At 57.9% G+C, this 20,656-nt stretch carries 17 protein-coding genes; 13 read left to right on the forward strand and 4 right to left on the reverse strand.

Going from position 1 to position 20,656, the window contains the following annotated elements:
* Nucleotides 1-654: 654 nt before the first annotated feature.
* Complete coding sequence (locus KUA11_RS11495; protein ID WP_217410427.1) at nucleotides 655-2,649, forward strand: AfsR/SARP family transcriptional regulator; 1,995 nt, start codon at nucleotides 655-657, stop codon at nucleotides 2,647-2,649.
* Nucleotides 2,650-2,879: 230 nt separating this feature from the next.
* Here the strand turns inward: KUA11_RS11495 and KUA11_RS11500 are convergent, their stop codons facing one another.
* Together KUA11_RS11500 and KUA11_RS11505 are read right to left on the reverse strand one after the other, a co-directional pair.
* Nucleotides 2,880-3,755, reverse strand: a complete 876-nt coding sequence (locus KUA11_RS11500; protein ID WP_217410428.1) for a glycosyltransferase family 2 protein — start codon at nucleotides 3,753-3,755, stop codon at nucleotides 2,880-2,882.
* Nucleotides 3,752-4,624 (reverse strand): glycoside hydrolase family 16 protein, encoded by an 873-nt coding sequence (locus tag KUA11_RS11505; protein ID WP_217410429.1) that lies wholly within the window; start codon nucleotides 4,622-4,624, stop codon nucleotides 3,752-3,754. The genes KUA11_RS11500 and KUA11_RS11505 overlap by 4 nt, the downstream gene beginning before the upstream one ends.
* Nucleotides 4,625-4,860: 236 nt before the next feature.
* On the opposite strand from KUA11_RS11505, the gene KUA11_RS17865 reads away from it, so the two are divergent.
* The 7 genes from KUA11_RS17865 to KUA11_RS11540 all read left to right on the forward strand — a co-directional run bounded on the left by KUA11_RS17865 (nucleotide 4,861) and on the right by KUA11_RS11540 (nucleotide 13,414).
* Complete coding sequence (locus KUA11_RS17865) at nucleotides 4,861-6,351, forward strand: O-antigen ligase family protein (protein ID WP_217410430.1); 1,491 nt, start codon at nucleotides 4,861-4,863, stop codon at nucleotides 6,349-6,351.
* Nucleotides 6,352-6,368: 17 nt separating this feature from the next.
* Nucleotides 6,369-7,733: an outer membrane beta-barrel protein gene (locus KUA11_RS11515; RefSeq protein ID WP_302480892.1), complete on the forward strand. Its 1,365-nt coding sequence runs from the start codon at nucleotides 6,369-6,371 to the stop codon at nucleotides 7,731-7,733.
* 42 nt (nucleotides 7,734-7,775) lie between these two features.
* Nucleotides 7,776-8,366, forward strand: coding sequence for a polysaccharide biosynthesis/export family protein (locus tag KUA11_RS11520; RefSeq protein WP_217410432.1), 591 nt, complete (start codon nucleotides 7,776-7,778; stop codon nucleotides 8,364-8,366).
* Nucleotides 8,367-8,855: 489 nt separating this feature from the next.
* Complete coding sequence (locus KUA11_RS11525; protein WP_217410433.1) at nucleotides 8,856-10,901, forward strand: glycosyltransferase N-terminal domain-containing protein; 2,046 nt, start codon at nucleotides 8,856-8,858, stop codon at nucleotides 10,899-10,901.
* A complete protein-coding gene (lpxK, locus tag KUA11_RS11530) occupies nucleotides 10,894-11,907 on the forward strand; it encodes a tetraacyldisaccharide 4'-kinase (RefSeq protein WP_217410434.1) in 1,014 nt (337 codons plus the stop codon). The genes KUA11_RS11525 and lpxK overlap by 8 nt, the downstream gene beginning before the upstream one ends.
* Entirely contained in the window at nucleotides 11,904-12,827 is a 924-nt protein-coding gene (locus KUA11_RS11535) for a lysophospholipid acyltransferase family protein (RefSeq protein WP_217410435.1), read from the forward strand. Before lpxK ends, KUA11_RS11535 begins: the two co-directional genes overlap by 4 nt.
* 224 nt (nucleotides 12,828-13,051) lie before the next feature.
* Entirely contained in the window at nucleotides 13,052-13,414 is a 363-nt protein-coding gene (locus KUA11_RS11540) for a hypothetical protein (RefSeq protein ID WP_254454879.1), read from the forward strand.
* Between the two features lie 67 nt (nucleotides 13,415-13,481).
* Here KUA11_RS11540 and KUA11_RS11545 read toward each other — a convergent pair whose 3' ends face one another.
* A complete protein-coding gene (locus tag KUA11_RS11545; RefSeq protein ID WP_217410436.1) occupies nucleotides 13,482-14,894 on the reverse strand; it encodes a penicillin-binding protein activator in 1,413 nt (470 codons plus the stop codon).
* Nucleotides 14,895-14,977: 83 nt separating this feature from the next.
* Between KUA11_RS11545 and rsmI the strand changes: the two genes are divergently transcribed.
* Both rsmI and KUA11_RS11555 read left to right on the forward strand, forming a co-directional pair.
* A complete protein-coding gene (gene rsmI / locus KUA11_RS11550) occupies nucleotides 14,978-15,886 on the forward strand; it encodes a 16S rRNA (cytidine(1402)-2'-O)-methyltransferase (RefSeq protein WP_408744193.1) in 909 nt (302 codons plus the stop codon).
* A 155-nt stretch (nucleotides 15,887-16,041) separates the two neighbouring features.
* Entirely contained in the window at nucleotides 16,042-17,442 is a 1,401-nt protein-coding gene (locus KUA11_RS11555; RefSeq protein ID WP_217410438.1) for a sugar porter family MFS transporter, read from the forward strand.
* Between the two features lie 107 nt (nucleotides 17,443-17,549).
* On the opposite strand, the gene KUA11_RS11560 is transcribed toward KUA11_RS11555, so the two are convergent.
* Nucleotides 17,550-17,882, reverse strand: coding sequence for a DMT family transporter (locus KUA11_RS11560; RefSeq protein WP_217410439.1), 333 nt, complete (start codon nucleotides 17,880-17,882; stop codon nucleotides 17,550-17,552).
* Between the two features lie 301 nt (nucleotides 17,883-18,183).
* On the opposite strand from KUA11_RS11560, the gene KUA11_RS11565 reads away from it, so the two are divergent.
* Genes KUA11_RS11565 through KUA11_RS11575 form a run of 3 tightly spaced genes read left to right on the forward strand, consistent with a single transcriptional unit; the run spans nucleotide 18,184 to nucleotide 20,648 of the window.
* Nucleotides 18,184-19,350, forward strand: a complete 1,167-nt coding sequence (locus KUA11_RS11565) for a hypothetical protein (RefSeq protein ID WP_217410440.1) — start codon at nucleotides 18,184-18,186, stop codon at nucleotides 19,348-19,350.
* A complete protein-coding gene (locus tag KUA11_RS11570) occupies nucleotides 19,350-20,450 on the forward strand; it encodes a hypothetical protein (protein ID WP_217410441.1) in 1,101 nt (366 codons plus the stop codon). Before KUA11_RS11565 ends, KUA11_RS11570 begins: the two co-directional genes overlap by 1 nt.
* Nucleotides 20,451-20,459: 9 nt before the next feature.
* Nucleotides 20,460-20,648, forward strand: coding sequence for a hypothetical protein (locus KUA11_RS11575; RefSeq protein WP_217410442.1), 189 nt, complete (start codon nucleotides 20,460-20,462; stop codon nucleotides 20,646-20,648).
* Nucleotides 20,649-20,656 lie beyond the last annotated feature (8 nt).

A 20,656-nucleotide genomic window follows, 5' to 3' on the forward strand; every position in this document is an offset into this window, starting at 1 on the left:
CGCATCGTCCGCGATAAAGGCCGTCCCTATGTATGTTTCTTGTCGCAGACCAGACATACGAGCACCTCGTCATCAGCGAAGAATGAAGCTGGCAGGCAAGTTGAAGCGGTGTGATCTCGATGAGATATCACTACCTCTCTGGCATGACCGCATGACGAGGATGTTGCGTGTATGTAGGATAGACGCGCAATAATAAAAGCAACTTATACTGTATTTTTACTCTTTCTTCGAACGCGCTCGCGTTTGTATCTCATCGCCAGGTAACTGCGAAAAGATAATTTTCTCCATGGAATCATTCTTTTTTCCACAAAACCACGGAAGCGTCCCTTCCGTCGCACGTGCCTTCGATCACGTAAATGCGAGAATTATGGAGAGTAGATGCGAATCGAAAACAGGAGACCGAGGTGGATATCACGGAAAAATACCATTTTTTCACGCAATATTTCGTTACATCGGGAAACGATGAATTTTGGTAATTCTATAAAGTGTTGGATATCAGTTTTTTGTGCGTCTTCTCACGATGGTGAGCGTTACGTTTCATGCCGTTTAGAAAATACGGTCGTTTAACAATAACCTATCGTGATTTTTCACCTAAAGATCATTTTTACACAGACCAAAATACAACAGGCTCTGTGAACGAGGAGTTAACATGACGTGCCGACAACGCAGTCAAATATCCTGCACATCCGACTGATCGGGCACACGGTTGCCATGACCGCGACAAGCAAGAACATTCTTCCCGCAGGTGCGCGACGGACACGCGCATTACTGGCCGTTCTCGCCCTATCGAACCGTAAGCCCGTAACACGTCAGCGCTTGACTGAACTTCTATGGAGCAAACGCCCAACCGACCTCGCACGTGCTTCCTTGCGGCAGGAAATCCGCCGCCTGCTTGATCTTCTCCAACCTTCAGGCCCAGAGATTATCGAGTGCGGACGTCATACACTCATGCTTAAACCGGGTTGCGCATCCGTCGATATCGAAGAGATTTATGCCGGAAACATCAGCATGTTGGATAACTCAGCCGAACCAGAAGAGATGCTGTTTGCCGACCTGTACGGAATAGATCCTGCCTTCGATCTCTGGCTCCACACCCACCGGGAGCGTTTTTCCCGTCATTTTCAACATCTCATGAAATCTGCGCAGACAGCCGAAAACGATCCAATATGCATATCGATTCCGACATCATCTTCACATCAACACAATTCCGCTTCCGGCGATGTGGCTTCTCCTTCCCTTTTTCCACCTACATGGGCTAGCCTCAAACCGTTTCACGACCACAATTTACCGCACCTTACGGGATTTCCTTCACAGAAGAACGGGGTTTCCATCTTGGAACCCTCATATTCATGCGAGGCATCCGAGATCAGACCGTCTTCACAAAACACAGAAAACGAATCCGTATCTTCTTCTCTATACAAAGATGGCCCTCTGATCCTTGCTTTTATGCCACTTGAGACAAAAGACCCGTCTTTGACAGCTCTCGCAGATGAACTGGGAAGCCAACTGCATGCATTATTCGTCGGTTCCGATGCTTTCAGACTGGTTGTCACGCGCTCTTCCCACGAGGAATTGAACACGACGACCGACTGGATCGAGACCCTTCGCCAAAAAAACGTTGATTTTCTCTGGACTGGTAGCCTGCATCCCGATGCGAACAGCACACAGGAACACATGGCCTTACTTCTACGACTGATCGACGTGCAGAATGAAGGCGAAATAATCTGGATAATACGCACGAGCCTGCCAATGGGTACCCGGCAAAACCCGGCTCTCGCAGACTCCCTGCTTTCCCAAGCGGCATTATCGGCTCAATGGACTATCATTTTACGTCATGCCCGAAGCACTCTCAAAGTCAGCATCCAGACACTGACTCCGAACCAAATGGCGGCCAGAGCATTGGTCATACTTTTACAAGCACACCCTCATGCCCTACAAGAAGCCGAAACTCTTCTTAAATTCGCAGAATGGCTCGGCCCGAACCAACCACTCGTCGCCATCGCCCGCACTATACTGGAAATAACACGCACCGATGCTTTCCTTTCGAACGACTACGAAACCGGCATAACGCGCACCCTGATCGCAGCACAGCACGTAGCCGTTCTTTCACAACACAACCTCAGCCGTAACTTTTTACTTGCTTTCGTATATTCTCACATTCCCGGTTACGCTGAAACGGCTGATGCCTTGCTCTCCACGTTTCAAATCACCGATGAAAGCCCTTTTCAGGCTTGGCTCGCCCCGTATCGGATATTACAAGCCCGCCTCGCCTTGCTGAATGAGCGAGAGAAAATGGCGCGCGCTCTTCTTAAACATTACTGCGTGTCCGGAAACGGGCATCCGCTGAGCCTCGCGATGGATCCTTGTGTGATCCTTTATCTTTTTCTGGCTGACATGCCCAAGGAAGCAAGCCGGATTGGACGGATGTTCACGGCCTTCTATCCACAACTTCCATCTGCACTCGTCTACCACCTCGTGGCACTGACAACCGAGGGAAACACGCCCGAACGCTCTGACATTCTTGCCCGACTTCTGGCACTCGACCCAACCTTCACGACCCGGCGCGTGCTGGCGAGTCATCCCTATCTACCAATAAAAGCCCATGCAAAGCTCGCCGCGGCACTGCGACTGACAGGTCTTCCCGAATAATCAAGACACCATCAGACAGTCACCTGTCAGTTCAGAAGATCACCTCAAAATATCACTAACAATCTTGCTGTCCGCGCAATCATTTTTTGCGTGAAATCCTGATCCAGCGGCCAATCAGCAGGGCAATCGGAAAACTGAGTGTGATATAGGCACCTATCGCCGCAAGTATTGTCTGGATCATGCGCCTACACGATCATTCAGAGGGAAAGGAGACCGAAGCAAACTGCATGTCATAAATCCGCCACCCGTTCCGGCCTCATCCGTCCACGCACAAGGTCGAAGAAAGCAAGAATATTTCCGAAAAGACGACCTCGTCTGTCTATATAAGGTTCGGGACGAAGGGTTCTTACAATATTGGCAAGCAGATTACGAACAATATGCTCCCATGCCCGCACTCGCGGATAGCCCTGCTCTTTTGCCGCGATATAAAGCGGGTTGGCAATCTGCGAATATCCCAACTTGATCCCGGAACTCCGGCCACGTTTTACGCCAAGATGAACACCTTTTGCATCCGGCAGACGCATGACGTCACCATGAGCAGCAAGCCGACGCGACAGATCCACATCTTCCTGCCATCCATAAAGCGGCAACCGCTCATCAAACGAAAGACCGAAAACGCGCATAGGCGCCAGACGCAGCGCCATGTTACAGCCATATCCGGTAAAAACAGGCTCTGGTTCCGATGACATTTTCCTTTGCTCACCGGCAGCCAGAAGTGCCTGCCCCTCTGCTACGCCTAAACCGGGCCCTTTGATCCCGTCGGCAAGAACCCTGCCTGTCACAATAACTGTGCGGTTGTTCACGCTCATATGTGCCTCAACCGCCTGAAGGTAAGACGCCTCCGCTAAAAAATCATCATCGAAAAACATGACGATATCGGCATCAGGAACAGCCGCAATGATGGCATTCCTCTGCCGCGTTAACCCGCGCGGACCCACAATCGTGCGTAAATTGGGACATACCCCTGCCACTCCCAGAATATCCTCTTCGGACGGGGCACAGACCACCACCTCCTCAGGCTGACGGATCTGGCGCCCAAGATTACAAAGCATTTCCACAAGAACAGCGGCCCGCCCAGCGGTCGCAATACCGACGACAATCTTCATGGCACCGTCCTGCCCTGATAAACACGGATATAATCAACTTCCATGATTGATGGACTCGGCGTCTTGTCGATCGGCCAACCGCCACCTAAACCAAGATCGACAAGTATATCCAACCCTGCAAGAGGCCGTGGAGGAGTAGGAGTGCGCCAAATCTCCCGACGATCAAAATAGGCAATCACCCATTGCGGCGTCACCTCCGCCCCATAGGTGTGAAACGCCTTCGACAGGCTGCCACTTGGAACCGTCTGAATATGCATGACTGAATGGTTTTCACGGCTGTTTTCTGGATTCCGCTCCGTAACGGTCACGTTATAAGCCGCAGGAAATTTTCCATAATGCTCAAGGATATCAACTTCCAAAGAATGTTTCCCCGTTCCTGCCTGCGTCAGTTCATCAAGCCAGAAAGCGGGCCATACCCCTTCGCCTGCAGGTAGGCGCGCACGCATCTCAAAATAGCCGTAAGGAGCAGTAAAGCCACGACCATAACCAGAAGAAGACGACAGCAGACCGGATTGCCATTTCCCATCCGCTGCCCTGCGCATTTCGATCCGCAGGATGCCATCTCGAACATTGAACGGCAGACCCGGTTCCTTGTCACGAAAGGTGGCATCACCGAAATCTCCACCCCATGGAGTATGGGCGCTCCAGATCGTGTCCGGCCCATGTGGCGACACACTTAGATGGTCGAATTCCTCACTAAAGATCAGAGAGCGCCCCGTCAGATCAAGAACATCACTTTGTGACGTTCCACGTGCGATTGCACAAAATCCGACGTGCCAAAGCGTTCCAAGAACAAGAAAGTTCCTTGCTATGGATAACGTAATACGTGGCATCTGCCTTCCAACAATCGCGGAAATAAACGTTCTCATGGTGTCCCCTCCGGGTGGTGAAGGCTTCTTGCTGACTGGCATCCCCCTATCGCCAATCAGAGATCGCCTTCCCATCCATTTCCGACAGGAAGATACAAACTGAAAAGAACTTGATTCGCGTTCGAAACGCAGACAATGATTGCTAATACATCCAACGCATTCGGTCTATCTTTTCGATTCGTCCTATCTGAACATCCAATGTGCAACGCCGCAGGAACGCGGTGGAAGGAAGTCTCGTGGGGATCACACTTTTCTTCCTGGCTCTGGCACCTCTCTGCCTCATATGGATGAACCGGCCGGAACGACTGATGCAACTCATGGTCATTACGGGAATCTTCGAAGCCAGCGCTGCCATCACTATCGGCGGTTTCGGGATCGCGCCAAACACACTGCCCGCCCTGACCATGGTTTCTTATATAGGTGGACAGTTTCTTCTGGGCGCCCGCTATCCCGGTCGTGCGCGGGTCTGGCCGCTTGCTATTCCACTTATTGCCGTCGCCGGGTGGGCAATCCTGACGTCATGGCTTAGCCCTCGGCTGTTTGAAGGGCGTGCCTATGTATGGCCGCAGAAATCAACGCCACCTTTCGTCATCACCCTTCTTTCTCCCAGTTCGGCCAATCTCAACCAGAATCTTTACCTCATCCTCAACATCACCATTTTCGTCATGGTCGCGCTATACACAACACGGCAAGGATCTCCTGGGCGTCCCTTTCGACCCATAATCATTCTACGTACGTATCTGGCCAGTGTTCTGCTCGCCTTTGGTTTCGGCATATGGCAACTCGCGAACCATCTCGCGCATGTCCCATTTCCTTCCGACTTACTTTATTCGAACCCGGGATGGTCGATCCTGACCGAACAGACAATCGGTTCTCTTCCACGAATCAATGCAACTTTTTCAGAACCATCCGCGTTTGGCGGCTACATGGCGGCTGGCGCCTTTTGTTCAGGATGGCTGATCCTCAATGATTTCCCGGGAATCTTTGCCAAAATCACTTTGGGAACCGCCATCATGGGCGTCTTTCTGTCCACATCAGCAACTGGTGTCGTCTCTCTGGGAATTGGGGCGCTGATCGTGGTCCTCATGGGTCTCACAATTCATGCGAAACGCTTCCTGCCCATCATCAAACGACGGGCTCTCCAGTTTCTCATCGTCAGTATAATCCTTTCTGTCCTCGTGATCGTCATGGTTCCCGACATTCTCAACAGTCTTGGAACAATAATTGACAGTGTAACGAACAAACAGGACAGCGATTCCTATAATGCACGCAGTTCCACCGATCTCGACAGTCTGCAGGCGGCACTGGATACATTCGGCTTTGGTGTTGGGTGGGGAAACAATCGTTCATCAAGCCTGATCCCAGGCCTTCTGGCCGCCATCGGCGTTCCCGGCATGCTGGGGCTCGTCTGGTTCGGATGGCGCATCATGTCCCACGTCAGGCCATTGCGACGGATGGGCCGGAAGCTGGAGGATATTCAGGTCATCAAGGGAAGTAGTGCCGCCATCATGGGCTATCTCACAACGGCCTGCCTTTCCGCACCGACGATCACCACTGCTACATTCTTTATCTTTCTTGCTCTAATAATTTCCGGCATCGCTCGAGCGGAAAATATATTTTTGTCCAAATCTTCCACCCATCTTCCACCGCCCGCCAGACGCCATCAAACCGTAGACGCGCGCGCGCGGGACCGTTCTCTCCAGCATTCATGGGCGATCACACCGTGACAATACGATCTCCCCTTATGCTCCAATCAAGAAAACCTCCACGCAGACCGGTTAGGACAATTGCCTTTTCCCGTTTCGTAAGGGCTGTTTCCTGCGCTGCGCCACTCTTTCCTGTCCCAGCTTTCGCTCAGGTCCTAACCCAGTATTTTCCTGAGATCGGGCGTGGAGTTGGCGAGACATGGACCGATTCCGAACAACTCCGGATCAGCAAGAAATATGAACCGCAGGGATTGCATATCGGCGGGTTCAAATTGAACGCGGGCCTTAACGAAGGCGTGGGTTACATCGACAACGCAAATCGCCTGCCAGGCGGTTCACCAAGCGCCATCATATCGACCATGGCGCAAGTCGGCGTGGCATCCGACTGGTCGGTGGATCGTCTTTACGCCAATGCCTCTGTCTCCGACCTGCGTTATCCGAGCCAGGGGTCACAGAACCAGACAAACTGGACAGCCTCTCTCGGTGGGTATCATGACATCGCCAATGACCGTCTCGGTTTCGATTATTCCCATCTCAATCTGGTCCAGACACCCAATACACTCGGTGGTTTCGCAACGATTCAGCCCATCAAATATCAGGTCGATCGGGCAGCGCTGAGCTACACCGTGGCACGAAATGGACGATTTTCCCTTATTCCAGAAGCCAATATCACGAATTTTCTTTTCAATCAGAACGCTCGCCTGCCTTCGGCAGTCGGCATCTCCGTTCCTCAGACCTACCGAAACCGGGCGGTGATTCTCGAAAGTCTTACTGGCCGTTATCGCTGGACAGAAACCGCCAGCGCACTGGTCATGCTGCGCGGAACGGAAATCCGTTACACACATGGACTGGCCGGTTATCCGGGACGCGATTCCAACGGTCTGGCTGTCATGGTGGGAGTCGATTACAACGCCATTCATCTGATCGACATGCGTGTATTGGTAGGATACCAGCGCCGCTTCTATCGTAACGCGGCCTACCCCGATTACGCGACCCCAATCGTAGAAGCCCAACTACGCTGGGCACCGTCGCGGCTGACGCGCCTTCAACTGGATTTCCAGCACGGAATCGAGGACAGTGGGTTTGAGAACGTGGCCGGTTTCACCTCTACGGATCTTCGGCTCACTCTGAGCCATCAATATCGCCGCGATGTTATTCTATCCGGATACTTCACTTTTCAGAAAGGAGAGTATCAAAACACACCGACTCACCTTATCGGCAGCATCCTCACCCAGACTGGCGGTAACCAGACCATTTTTGGAGGAGGCCTTTCCGCACAATGGCTAGTGAACCAGCATCTCAGTCTGCGTCTTGATTATGACATTTCGAATCAAAATGTCCTTGGAACGACGGGAAAGTTCACTGTCAATACCATCATGCTACGAGTGGGTGTTAATCTGTAACCATCATCAATCAAGCTCAGCTTTTAACAGGGAAGTTCAGACATGCTGTCGCTCCGCCATACTTTTGTCGCCCGTGCCGCACGTTTCGGATTTCCTTTTGTGGTCACAGGGGTCTCCCTCACCGGTTGCTCTCCCGGAAGCGATCTGCCGCTCATTCCACAATACGATCCAGCGAGCTACACAATCGGTGTCGGTGACCGGATCAATGTCTCGACGTTCGGCGAAAATCAGTTCCAGACGTCGACCCGCATACCTATGGATGGAAACATCGTCTTTCCGCTCATCGGCATGATCAAGGCCGAAGGACTGACCCCCAAGGAACTCAGTCAGAGCGTCGCCGCATCCCTGAAAGACCACAATATCTTCAGCAATGCGAAGGTCACTGTGCAAGTTGTGGAGTATCGCCCCATCTCGGTGATCGGAGAAGTTGAACACGGTGGCCAGTTCCCCTATCAACCTGGCATGATGATGCTGAAAGCCGTTGCTGCGGCAGGAGGGTTTTCCTATCGTGCGTTTCAGGATTATGCCTATGTCGTGCGACAGGAACCGAACGGGGCAGTCGTCGGTCGCATCAGGCCACAGGATTATGTAAAACCTGATGACGTCATAAAGGTTTACGAACGTCATTTTTAAAATTTGTTAGAAAACCCGATAGCGCTACCATTTACCGAAATCGTCCTGTGCCGTTATCGGGTATATATTTACAGCCAGTCCTAATATCGTGCATCCTGCAATTTCTGGCCGGTTAGTCTTCTGGCTCATCGTGTAAAGCAGTTCACAATACAAATACTGGCACACCCCACGCTACGCTGCGACCGCAAGAACTGTCTATAATGCATTGCGTCCGGTCATACTCAAATACGTCCTGCATTTGATCCGCAGCAAAACCATCCTCCGCCCTCATGAACACACTGAACTGGCACCCTCTGGATCAAACAGTTTTTCCGCACGATGGTCCTGACACCCGGGAGACACTGTGGGACGCGATACCCGTTGCGCTCTTTTCTTCAGCACCAAGCCCATCAGCGCCCCCGCACTTCCTGTCCGCCTCCACCCATGCTAACCGCGCGACATGGCCGCCCGTCCTTCCTTCTTTCTGTCATTCACCTCTCAGCGCGCAGCATGACTCCGCGCGAAGTGACGAAGACGTGGCCCAGCCGCCTAATTTGCCATGCCATCCGCGGCTGGCTCGGCTTTGCCTTGCGCACCACACGCTGGCAGATCGAGCTTCACCCCGAAGCCCGTACCTTGCTCCTCGCGGATCGTCACAAAGGGACATCTCATACGGGTCTGCTTGTCGCCTTCTGGCACGAAGCCCTCGCCCTTTCTCCAGCCCTGTGGTGGTGGGCGGAGCCACGCAATCCGAGCCTGCGGCTGCATGTGCTCATCAGCCACAATCGCGACGGACGCCTGATCGCGGAAATCGTCGCCCCATGGCGCATTCCTGCTCTCCACGGCTCCTCCCACAAGAAAGGTAAGGACAAAGGGGGATTACTCGCCCTGCGACAGATGCGAGCGGCCCTGCTGGCGGGCGATGTGGTGACCATCATGCCCGACGGGCCGAAAGGGCCGCCGCGCACGGTGCAGGTCGGCGTGCTCGCGCTGGCGGAAATGACGGGCGCTCCCATTCTCCCCATGGGAGCGATGTGCCACCACTGGCGCGCGCCGTCATGGGACCGGATGCTCGTGCCGCTGCCGTTCGGACGCGGTCGGCTCGTCTGTGGCGCACCAGTCCACGTGACATCCGAGACACGCGAGGCAGCGCAAAAGCTGCTGACGGAACGGCTGGATGCCGCGTCGGCAGAAGCCCAGCGGAAAACGGACGCCTCACCCGAACCTTTGGCCCCCCTGTCCACTCATCCTCCCTCGAACGCCTTGGGAGCCAAAATCTGGTCCGCTCTCGCCACGCTGCTAGCACCTGCCCTGCTCGCAATGCTGCGTGTGCGAGTGCGCCGGGGACGTGAACTGCGCGAGCGCCTGCGAGAGAGAATGGGATTCTCCGCAGGACAGCGGCCGGATGGTCCTCTGGTCTGGTTTCACGCAGCCAGTGTGGGGGAAACTATCTCCATCCTGCCCGTCATGCGTGCCCTGAGCGCGGACATAACCCTTCTGATCACCACCGGCACTGTCACTGCCGCCCGCCTGCTGGAGCGGGAAGCATCCGATCTCCTCACGCAAGGGCGCATGGAGCATCGTTTCGTGCCCCTCGACGTTCCGCGCTGGATGTGGCGTTTTCTACGACATTGGAAACCCGATGCGCTGGTTCTCACGGAAAGCGAATTGTGGCCCAACCTGATCGACGCATGCACCAGTCAGTGTGTGCCGGTGATCGTTCTCAATGGCCGCCTCTCTCCGCGCGCCCTGCGTGGGTGGCTGCGCGCCCCAGCTTTTGCGGCGCACATCATGGCGGGGCTGACATGGGTTGCCGCCCGTTCACCCGACGATGCAGCCCGCTTCCGTATACTCGGCGCACAGAATGTCTCCTGCGATGGCGATCTCAAAACCGCCGCCCCGCCACTGCCCGCAGACACCGACATGCTGACACGGGCCCGCAACGCGCTCGGCAATCGTCCGGTCTGGATCGCAGCATCAACACATGAAGGCGAAGAAGACCTCGTTCTCGAAGCGGCCCATTGCCTACGCCAGACATGGCCAGATCTGCTGACCATCATAGCACCCCGCCATCCCGAACGTGGTACCGATGTCGCCGCACTCAGTGCACGCGCCTTTCCGGATTGTGGGCTGCCACCCCGCCGATCGCAGGATCAATGGCCCCGTCCGCAGGACGCCGTATGGATCGTGGACACGCTGGGCGAACTCGGCACCGTATTCCGCCTCTCGCCCATCGTGTTCATGGGCAACAGCCTTTTCCCAACCGGCACTTCGGCCAAAGGCGGGGGCCACAACCCGTTCGAGCCGGCCCGTCTCGGCTGTGTTCTTGCCTCCGGACCCCAGATCGGCAATTTCGAAGAGGCGTTCGCAGTGCTCTCGGAAGCTGTGACCATCGTGCCCGATGCTCTGGCGCTGGCGGACTGGGTGGCCGCGCAGTTGTCCGATCCTGCTCACGTCAAAGCCTGCGGCGTCCTCGCACAAAATGCCGCCGCGCATAATACCGCTCTGCCCCAACAACTGGCCGACCGTATCCGCGCTCTGGTGCGGTATGGTTAAACCAACACTCACACCTCCCGCTTTCTGGTGGCGCAAAGCCGGTATCACTGCCCACCTCCTTCGCCCATTCGCTGCCCTTATGGCCCTCGTCGCACGGCGTCGTCGCCGCCAAAGAGGCTGGATCGCCCCGGTTCCGGTGCTGTGCGTAGGAAACCTGACCGTGGGCGGCACTGGCAAAACGACCGTCGTGCTGGACTTCGCACGTCGTCTGAACGCCCGAGGCGAGCGTGTTCATTGTCTGACACGTGGTTATGGAGGACGACTGGGACGAGGTGGCCAGCCCGTGCATGTGGAGCCAGCCCGTCATGACGCGCGTGATGTCGGCGACGAAGCACTGCTGCTGGCCGAAGTCGCCCCCACATGGGTCTGTGCCGACCGCGCGGCGGCAGCAAAAGCCGCCTGTGCCGCTGGCGCCACCTGCCTGCTGATGGATGACGGTTTCCAGAACCCGAGCCTGCATCGCACACTTTCTCTCGTGCTGGTCGATGGCGCTGTAGGATTCGGCAATGGCCTCCCGCTACCGGCCGGCCCCCTGCGGGAAGGACTGGATGCAGGACTCGCTGCCACCGATGTGGTCGTTATTACAGGGGAGGACCGAAGCGGGACGGCCGAACGTCTTGCGCACCATGCTCCAAATAAGCCGGTTCTGTCCGCCGGACTTGTAATGGACGCGCCACCCGAACAGGCTCGCACCCGTCCGATCGTGGCGTTCGCTGGACTGGCGCGGCCGGACAAGTTCTTTGAGGGTCTGCGCACACTGGGTATCCAACCGGTGTCTTGCGTGCCCTTCCCCGATCATCACGTCCTGACGGAGCGCGAGCACAACAGCCTGCTGGCGCTGGCACGGACGCACAACGCCCTTCTGCTCACGACACCCAAAGACGCCGTGCGCCTGCCACCCGTCTTCCGGCAAAAAGTCGAGGTGATTGGCGTGAATCTCCAATGGAATACGCCTCGAAGTGTTGAACGGCTGTTGGACCGGCTGCTGAACAAGGAGCCGTCATGAGCGACGCCAGAATATCTTTGGGCATGCGTGCGGAAGCGTGGCTGGCGCGCGGCGCGTTGGCGCTCCTGCGGCGTCTTGGACCGGTGCGCTCTTCCAATCTGGCCGGAGGTTTCTGCCGAGTGGTCGGACCTCTCCTCCCGGTCTCGAAAGTGGCCGATACCAATCTGCGACTGGCCATGCCGGAACTGGACACATCTGCGCGCCGACGCATCGTGCGTGGCGTGTGGGAAAATCTCGGCCGCACAGTGGGCGAGTTTCCACATATCGCGAGCCTGCGCGAAAACACGCCCGAAGGCCCAGGCTTCGAAGTGGTGGGAGCCGAACATCTGCTCGCACAGGCGCGGCGCGGTGGCCCGGCGCTGTTTGTCTCGGGCCACATCGGCAACTGGGAAATGCTCCCACCCGCCGTAGCCCGTCACGGCGTCGGGTTCGCCTCTTTCTACCGCGCCGCCTCTAATCCGCTGGTGGACCGCCTGATCCGCGATCTGCGCGATAAGGCGATGGCCGATCCCCTTCCCCTCTTTCCCAAAGGCGCCGAGGGCGCAAAAGCCGCCCTGAGATGGGTCAGCAACGGGGGGCGGCTGGGCCTGCTCATGGACCAGAAAATGAATGACGGGATCAAGGCCCGTTTTTTCGGCCAGCCCGCCATGACCGCGCCCGCTCTGGCCTTCATGGCGCTGCGTCTGAAATGCCCCGTCATTCCGGGGTATGTGCAGCGGCTCGGCCCGGCCCGCCTGAGAATCGTGGTGGAAGCGCCTCTCGAACTCCCTGCCAGCGGCAACCGGCAGGCCGATGTGACGTTATTAACCCAGACCATCAACGACCGGCTGGAACACTGGATCCGCACCCGTCCCGAAAGCTGGCTGTGGCTGCATCGACGCTGGCCGCGCGAGGTGATGGCAACCGCGCAACACGGTTGATTCGCGCGCACCGCTCATAGCGCTCTGCACGCAAATCGATCACCTGCACACCGATGTGCCCATTTATTGTGCAGTATCGCGCATCGCTTCCGAAACGATGTGTTCTCTCCGACACGCCCTTTTTCACCGCCCCTGAACAGGGGTGCAAACCTTTCGTTTATCGTTGGCGATCCCTTCGCCAAGCACATACCGTTCATGTGTCGGATGCACGAAGGAGATACGAAATGTCGGATGTGATGCTGTCCCCCCAAGTGGATTTCGGGTCCAACGTCATTCCCTTCCGTATGGGATTTCTTGCTCGCCACCGCGAATATCTTGCCCGCTGGCTGGAAGCCGGACAGCGCATGGGGCTGTGCTCCACGGAAATCTGTATCGACGAGGACGCACCCGCGACCTGCAACGAGGTGATCGTTGTCTGGGTGCGTGAGAACGCTTCGCCCGCTTACCTTATCCGGCCCGATGGTGCCCGCTGGCTCGTGATCGACGCGCTTCGCGACACGACCCTCAGCCGTGAATCTTCTCTGGAAATGGCGCTCGACTTCATCCGTCCGGCCCTTCCGATCCAGGACAAGGTGGTCGCGGCCTGAGGCCCGCCTTTCTATTTCCGACATTAAAGCGAGACTGCCCGGTCAGACTGACCGGGCATAATGTGTTTTACGACGCGCCAGAACCTGTCGGGACAGGCTTTCCATCGGCCCCCAGCAGACGAGCGCCTCCACCCGGCTGCACCTCGAAAATACCCAGACGACGCTCCGTTGAGCCATCGGGCATCAGGCGCACAACGCCATCGGCTCCCACAAACCCCTCAGGCCGGGTCAGTTGATCGACCGGATAACCGCTTCCACCACTGGCCTGATAGGTCGTGGCCGCGACACTTCCCGCATCATAGGCAAGATCGGCCATCGGCTTGGGCACACGATGATTGGCAGCCGCGAACTCCTGCACGAATGCTTTGCGTCCCGCCGGATCAGGCGCTGCGTACCACGCACCGGCGATGCTGCCGAGCTTGCCCGCAAAGGCGGCCCACAGACCCGGTCCCATCACGCGCACGTCGGTCGTGCGCACCTGTGAGGCTTTCATCGCATCGATGACGTTCTTCAGCCCCAGTCCCGTATCCGCCAGCAGCAACGCATCGAAGGGCGGCGCCGACATGACAGGAGCGGTGGCCGCACTACCGGCCGTGGTTGTCGCGTCATCCGTCTTGGGAGCCGTGGAAGACAAAGCATTTGCCAGATCGGTGGGCAGATCCTGTGCCGGAGCCGCCGCCTCACCCGAGGCTGCCGTCATGCGGCTGTCACGCGCGGATAACGTGGCCAGACCGGAGTTGATCGCCTCGGGTGTCGTCGCGTGGTAGGTCACCTGCGGCGCGGACAGCGCGTTCTCCTGACACGCGACGATCAGCGCGTCACCCATGGCATGACCAAGCGGAGTGTCGGGAAGGAAGGCCGCGAACTGTCGCCGTCCTTCCGCTTTCGCAGCCGCGACCAGACGCTCCACCTGCTGGCGCGGCGAAAGACCGAACGCCCACACACCGGGACGGCCCTGCGCGACATCGCTGGTGAAGGCAATGACAGGCACACCGTTCTGGATCGCCACGGGCGCGATCATGGAGGTATCGGGGCTGGTCAGCGGCCCGAGAATGATGCCGTCTCCCGAACTCACAGCCGCCTGTATGGCCGCGGCCGCCCCGCCAACCGCCGTGTCATGCGCATCGATCTGCGGAACCGGAGCCGTGGCGGGTGTGCCGGGTTTTGGCGCCAGCGCCACCCGTGCCGCCGCCAGCATTTCATTGCCCAACGCCCCATTGGGACCGCTGAGCGGCAGCAAAACGCCCACATTGCGCGCGCCGCTCGTGGTAGTGGCCGTGGTGCCCGAAGAGAGCGAGACAGGCCCGGACGAACAGGCCGTGAGCGCGAAAAGCGCCACGCCGGAGAGATGACGCAGCAGGCGGCGGCTGGTATGGCCCGACCTGCCGGAGGACGAAGAGGAGACGGAAGCGTTCCGTTCCTGATACGACTGCGCGGCACGAGCGCCTTTACGCGACGGGAACCTGCATGTCCGATTCATCTTCACCCTCTTTCTCAGAACCAGTGTCTGCCGGATCACAGGCTACGCTTTCTCCGGACGACCCGACTTCCCATAGCGAAGGAATGCCCCCGCGTCATGTCGGAAGCATGGCAGACATCCAGAAAAATGGATCGGTGGAAGGCGGCCTCCTGACATTGGTGGCCACACCCATCGGCAATCTGGGCGATCTTTCCCCACGCGCGGTCAACGCCATGCGTGAGGCCGATCTGGTGCTGTGCGAGGATACGCGGGTGACCGCGCGGCTGTTTTCGGAGTTCAACATCCACGTCCGCGCCGAGCCGCTTCACGAACATAACGAGCGTCAACGCGTGCCCGGACTGATCGCCCGACTTGAGGAAGGCCAGAAGATCGCCCTCGTCTCGGACGCGGGCATGCCGCTTCTCTCCGATCCGGGGTATCGCCTCGTCCGCGCCGCCATCGAGGCGGGCGTGCCCGTGACCGCCGTGCCCGGCCCGAACGCAGCACTGACCGCCCTCGTGCTCAGCGGTCTGCCCCCTCATCCTTATCTGTTCGTGGGATTTCCTCCTCCGCGCAGCGCTGCCCGACGCGAAAGTTTCGCCGTTCTCCGCGCCGCCGAGCGCACCGGACTGCGCGCCACACTCATCTGGCACGAAGCCCCCCATCGTCTGGCCGAGATGCTGGCCGATCTAGCTATTGTGTTTGGGGACAGCCGCCCCACCGTCGTGGCCCGTGAGCTCACCAAACGCTTCGAGGAAGTCCGCCGCGATACGGCAGCAGCACTGGCGGCACTGTACGAACAGGCTCCACCACGCGGAGAAATCACGGTGCTTGTCGGTCCATCCCCTGAAAAAGAGGACGCCGATCCAGCCGACCTCGACCGCCAGCTTGAAGCGGCACTGGCAACGTCATCCGTCAAGGATGCCGCCACGCTGGTCGCCACCGCCGTGGGACTGCCGAGGAAGGTGGTCTATGCCCGGGCGCTGGAACTCTCGGCAGCGAAAAAGAAGTAACGGCGAGGTGAACACCGGCTTTCCAAATCACGAAGAAAGCACCCAAATCAAGGCACTGGTCATGTTCCGGTAACAAATTCCGGTTGACTTGGAGGAATGGCAAACCGAAGGTCTCCAGCCTTGGGGTCACCCCCTCATGGAGCCCGGAAATTCGGATGTCGTCTTCCACCAGCGGACTTACCTCGCACCAGATGGCGGCACGGGCACGTCGTCTTTCCATTTTCGTAGGCGCCGCCGCCGCACTGGCCGGTCTCATGTTCGGTTTGGACACCGGCGTAATTGCTGGCGCTCTCCCGCTCCTCAGTCACGATCTGGGGACGAGTGACCGAACGGCGGAATGGATCGTCTCCTCCCTCATGCTGGCGGCCGCCTTCGGCTCCTTTCAGGCAGGCACGCTGGCCGAACGCTGGGGACGACGGGGCACGCTGCTGATCGCCAGTGTTCTATTCCTGATCGGCATCGCCCTGTGTGCGCTTGCCCCCGGTGTGGAGGTGATGATCGCAGGCCGCATATGTCTGGGGCTGGGCGTGGGTCTCGCTGCGTTCGCGGCCCCTCTCTACATCGCCGAGATCACGGCCCAGAGCCGTCGCGGGCGAATGATCGCGCTTTACCAGTTGATGATCACCATCGGCATCCTGATGGCCTTCATCTCCGATGGTCTGTTGGCGCAGGGAGGTCACTGGCGCTGGATGTTTGGTGTCATCGCTCTGCCGACACTGATGTTTCTGGGCACGACCCTCATGATCCCGCCCTCTCCGCGCTGGCTGCTCATGAAAGGGCGACGCGAGGAAGCCGTTCAGGTGCTTCGGGAACTGCGCGGCTCCTCCGAAGCCGCAAAGACGGAAGCGGATGGCATCGAACTTCAGCTTTCCCATGAGAAACAGGCCGGACTTGCCCTGCTCCGGGTGTCTCCGGGCTTTCGGCGCACCTTCACACTCGGAATCGCCATTCAGGCGCTCCAGCAGTTCAGCGGCATCAATGTGCTGATGTACTATGCCCCGACCGTGCTGGAGCGCCTGCATTTCAGTGCCTCCGCCGCTGTGTGGTGCACCACGGCGCTCGGTGTAGCAAACACTCTGGCCACCATCGTTTCCGTAATGCTCATCGACCGATGGGGACGGCGTGGCCTGCTGCTGCTCAGCACGGCAGGGGCGGCTTTCGCCATGCTGGCCTTCGGCACATTGCTGTGGACAGGAGATCATTCCCCCGCCCTGACCGTCGGTCTTCTCGTGCTCTTCATCTGCGCCTTTGCCGTGGGTGAAGGCCCGCTGCCATGGGTGCTGTGTTCCGAAATCCAGCCCCTGCGCGGACGGACCTTCGCCATTTCCTGCTCCACCCTGTCCAACTGGATCGCCAACTGGGCGGTCAGCAACGTCCTGCTCTCCTGCCTAAACCTGATCGGAGCGCATGGCGTGTTCTGGTGTCTCGGCGCCTTCAACGCCCTGTTCTTTGCCGTGACGTGGTTCTTCGTGCCGGAAACGCGCGGTGAATCCCTCGAAGACATTGAAGAACGGGTGAATGCGGGTGTGCCGCTGCGCAGGCTGGGACGAACCTGAGCGCTTTAGAGCGCACTATGATTGGATTGAGCCAATCGTGCGCTCTATCTCTTTGTTTTTATAGTATCTTCACGTGATGAGGTGATTCCACCCAATCACGATCTGCTCTAGTGCGGCGATGAACCCGACAACAGGTTGATCACGCACACACCCGCCACGACCAGCCCCATCCCCACGATGGCCGCCCCGTCGGGGCGCTGACCACGTAGAAGCCATGCCAGCAGAATGACAAGCACCGTGCCGAGCCCCGACCAGATGGCATAGGCGATCCCTGTGGGAATGGTCCTGACTGCCAGCGAGAGCAGATAAAACGAGATGGCATAACCTGTCACCGTCACAACTGATGGCAGAAGACGGGTAAATCCCTGCGTCGCGCCCAGACAGGACGTGGCCGTCACTTCGGCGATGATGGCAAGCAGAAGCTGAAAGCTGGCGGGCATGGGCATCCAGTGGTCACGACATGGCTATGCGAAAAAAGAGATTTCCATTCCCTGAATGAATGGCAACACGGGACACATGACGAGTCTCCCCTGTTTGTCCTCATTACCAAACACTTCATTGAGACGATTGCACGAAAACGTCCTGCCGCATTTGTTTACTTCCTGCTCAATAAAAAGCCCCATACAGGACGCGGCGGATCACTGCACCCGCCACAGTGTCATCATCTCCATGAGTCGTTTAGATGTTCTCGACCAGCTTTCTCTGGGCCTCTGATGCTCTGACCGACATGAGAAACCGGTCGTGAACACATCTCCCTCCGAACAGATCATCCGACGCAACCGCTTCGATGCAATGAAAAAACTGTTCGGACGCGCCCGTCGTCTGGCCGATTCCGGCACGCAAGGCTTTGTGCTCGTCATTCTCGTGGTCTGCGGTCTGCAACTTCTGCTTTCGGCTCTCTTCGCGCTGCCATGGGGAGGCCTCGTATCCGCCAACTGCCGCTGGGACTGCTCGTGGTACGAGCAGATCATGCGCACCGGATATTCCCCGATACCTCACCTCGACCCTGAGCATTTCGGGCAAGCCGACTGGGCCTTTTTCCCTCTCTATCCCCTGCTTGCGCGTGGACTGGCCTTTTTCCTGCCCTTCAATTCCCTGACCACATGCTTTCTGCTCAATCTAACACTGTGGCCGTTGCTCATTTTCCTGTGTTATCGCGAACTGGAATTACGCGGCATCACGGTAGACCGCCTGACCTTTGCGCTGTTCTTTGCGCTGTTTCCCCTGAATATCTGGTACACCACGCAATATTCCGAAGCGGTCTACGGGATCGCCCTCATGGCTGCCATCATAGCCCTGCGCGAAAACCGTGTCCCACTCGCCGCTGTCTGCGTTTTCTTGCTCTCTTTATCGCGTCCAACCGGCTTCATCCTTACACTCTGCCTCGCCGGCTGGTGGATGATCGCCGCGCAAGACCCTACAACGTCCCCCCGTAAGCGCCTCTTCGATGGTCTTCTGCTCATCGCCGCCGGGGGGGCGGCCCTGAGCCTGTTCACGCTGTATCTCTACGGGCTGACGGGAGACGGTTTCGCTTTTGCGCATGTCGAAATCACTTGGAAAAGACAACTGCGCTTCTTTCCCCTTGTCATTTTGTATGGCCTCCTGACGCCCGCTCTGCTGGGGTTTGGTCTCTTCGCCCTTCTGGCGATTGCCGTGATCGTCAGAATGTGGAAACAGACATGGCGACTGCCTGCCGTTCTCGTGGGCATGACGGCCTTTCTTGCTCTTTCAAGCGGCATAGTCTCCATTGAACGCTTTATTTTCTCCAATCCGCTCGTCATCCAGTTTCTCGCCTGCACCTCTCTGGCGAAACCCGCCGCGACTTATCGGAAACTGTTCCTTGACCTTGTCATTCTGCGCATAATCGCCATCAACCTATGGTACGCCCCCACTTACGTGCTGATGTAGTGTCCCCGCGAAAGCGCCACGCACGCGGTGACAGCGCCACAAATCTTCTTGTAATCGCGGGATGCTGCCTCGCGGGGCTGGTTGTCTGCGCCCTGCTGGCCATACCCTGGGGCGGGCTGGTCACTGCCAACTGTCACTGGGACTGCTGGTGGTATCTCGACATCAGCCGCGACGGCTACCCTTCCCTGCCGCATCCCGCAGGCACAGCCGGTCCCGGCCAGGCCGCATGGGCGTTCTTCCCTCTCTATCCGGCGCTCATTCATCTCACGAACCGCCTCTTCGGCCTGCCTCCCCAAAGCGCCGGACTGCTGGTCAACATCCTGCTCTGGCCCCTTCTGATCTTCCTTTGTCAGCGAGACGCCGAATGGCGCGGACAGCCTGTGAATCGCGCTTTGTTCGCGCTCTTCTTCGTGCTCTTTCCCTTCACCATCTGGTACACCGCGCAGTATTCCGAAGCTCTCTACGGCGTTGTGCTGATGGCAACTCTGCTTGCCCTGCGACGCCATCACATCCTGTCTGCCGCCATGGGATGCGCTCTGCTCGCCCTCGCCCGCCCCACCGGGTTTGCCATGAGCGTCTGTCTGGCGGGATGGTGGCTCGTCGCGCATCGTGACGAACGCAGGGGCACGGTCATGGCGGAAAGTCTGCTTCTGATCGCCGCCGGCGGTGCGGGTCTTTCCCTCTTCGTGCTTTACCTCGCTCACCTGACAGGTGACGGCTTTGCCTTCCTGCATGTGCAGACAGCCTGGGCGCGTCACCTACAGTTCTTTGTCCTACCGATCCTTCAGGCCTTCAAGAAGATGAGCAACCTGCCGGGAGGACTCTGCGCCGTCGCCACCATCGGCCTGCTGGTCTGGATGTGGCGGCTGCGCTGGCGTCTCGCTGCGTGGCTGGTGGGCATGACAGCGCTGATCGCCACCTCCACCAGCGTCCTCTCGCTGGAGCGCTATGTTTTCGGCAATCCGCTGACCATCGAGTTTCTCGCCTGCTTCACTCTCACCCGCTCGCCACCGATCCGTGCGTTGATTCTCACGATCATGGGGCTGTTTCACATCCTGACCACACTCGGATGGTACAGCCACAATCCGTCACTGATGTAAGGCCACGCCATGTTCCGCACCCTTCTCATCGTCACGCTCTTGTCTTTCGATGCCTTCGCCCTGTGGCGCGGCCTGCATCCGCACGTCTCGGATACCTATCGCGACTACTACATCACACACACCATCGATCTTCCGACGTTCCTCGCACGTGAAAAAGCCGATCTTGCAAAAAATCCCGCGGTTCCCACGTCGCACTGATCTTCACG

Source organism: Acetobacter estunensis (genome assembly GCF_019083805.1).
GTDB classification, from domain to species: Bacteria; Pseudomonadota; Alphaproteobacteria; order Acetobacterales; family Acetobacteraceae; genus Acetobacter; species Acetobacter estunensis_A.

What these genes read in the sequence shown, in the direction of transcription:
- lpxK (WP_217410434.1), top strand. Translation starts at nt 10,894, where the DNA reads ATGGTTAAACCAACACTCACACCTCCCGCTTTCTGGTGGCGCAAAGCC.
- KUA11_RS11535 (WP_217410435.1), top strand. Translation starts at nt 11,904, where the DNA reads ATGAGCGACGCCAGAATATCTTTGGGCATGCGTGCGGAAGCGTGGCTG.
- KUA11_RS11575 (WP_217410442.1), top strand. Translation starts at nt 20,460, where the DNA reads ATGTTCCGCACCCTTCTCATCGTCACGCTCTTGTCTTTCGATGCCTTC.
- KUA11_RS11555 (WP_217410438.1), top strand. Translation starts at nt 16,042, where the DNA reads ATGTCGTCTTCCACCAGCGGACTTACCTCGCACCAGATGGCGGCACGG.
- KUA11_RS11500 (WP_217410428.1), bottom strand. Translation starts at nt 3,755, where the DNA reads ATGAAGATTGTCGTCGGTATTGCGACCGCTGGGCGGGCCGCTGTTCTT.
- KUA11_RS11545 (WP_217410436.1), bottom strand. Translation starts at nt 14,894, where the DNA reads ATGAATCGGACATGCAGGTTCCCGTCGCGTAAAGGCGCTCGTGCCGCG.
- KUA11_RS11520 (WP_217410432.1), top strand. Translation starts at nt 7,776, where the DNA reads ATGCTGTCGCTCCGCCATACTTTTGTCGCCCGTGCCGCACGTTTCGGA.
- KUA11_RS11505 (WP_217410429.1), bottom strand. Translation starts at nt 4,624, where the DNA reads ATGAGAACGTTTATTTCCGCGATTGTTGGAAGGCAGATGCCACGTATT.
- KUA11_RS11540 (WP_254454879.1), top strand. Translation starts at nt 13,052, where the DNA reads ATGTCGGATGTGATGCTGTCCCCCCAAGTGGATTTCGGGTCCAACGTC.
- KUA11_RS11560 (WP_217410439.1), bottom strand. Translation starts at nt 17,882, where the DNA reads ATGCCCGCCAGCTTTCAGCTTCTGCTTGCCATCATCGCCGAAGTGACG.
- KUA11_RS11525 (WP_217410433.1), top strand. Translation starts at nt 8,856, where the DNA reads ATGACTCCGCGCGAAGTGACGAAGACGTGGCCCAGCCGCCTAATTTGC.
- rsmI (WP_408744193.1), top strand. Translation starts at nt 14,978, where the DNA reads ATGCCCCCGCGTCATGTCGGAAGCATGGCAGACATCCAGAAAAATGGA.
- KUA11_RS11515 (WP_302480892.1), top strand. Translation starts at nt 6,369, where the DNA reads ATGCTCCAATCAAGAAAACCTCCACGCAGACCGGTTAGGACAATTGCC.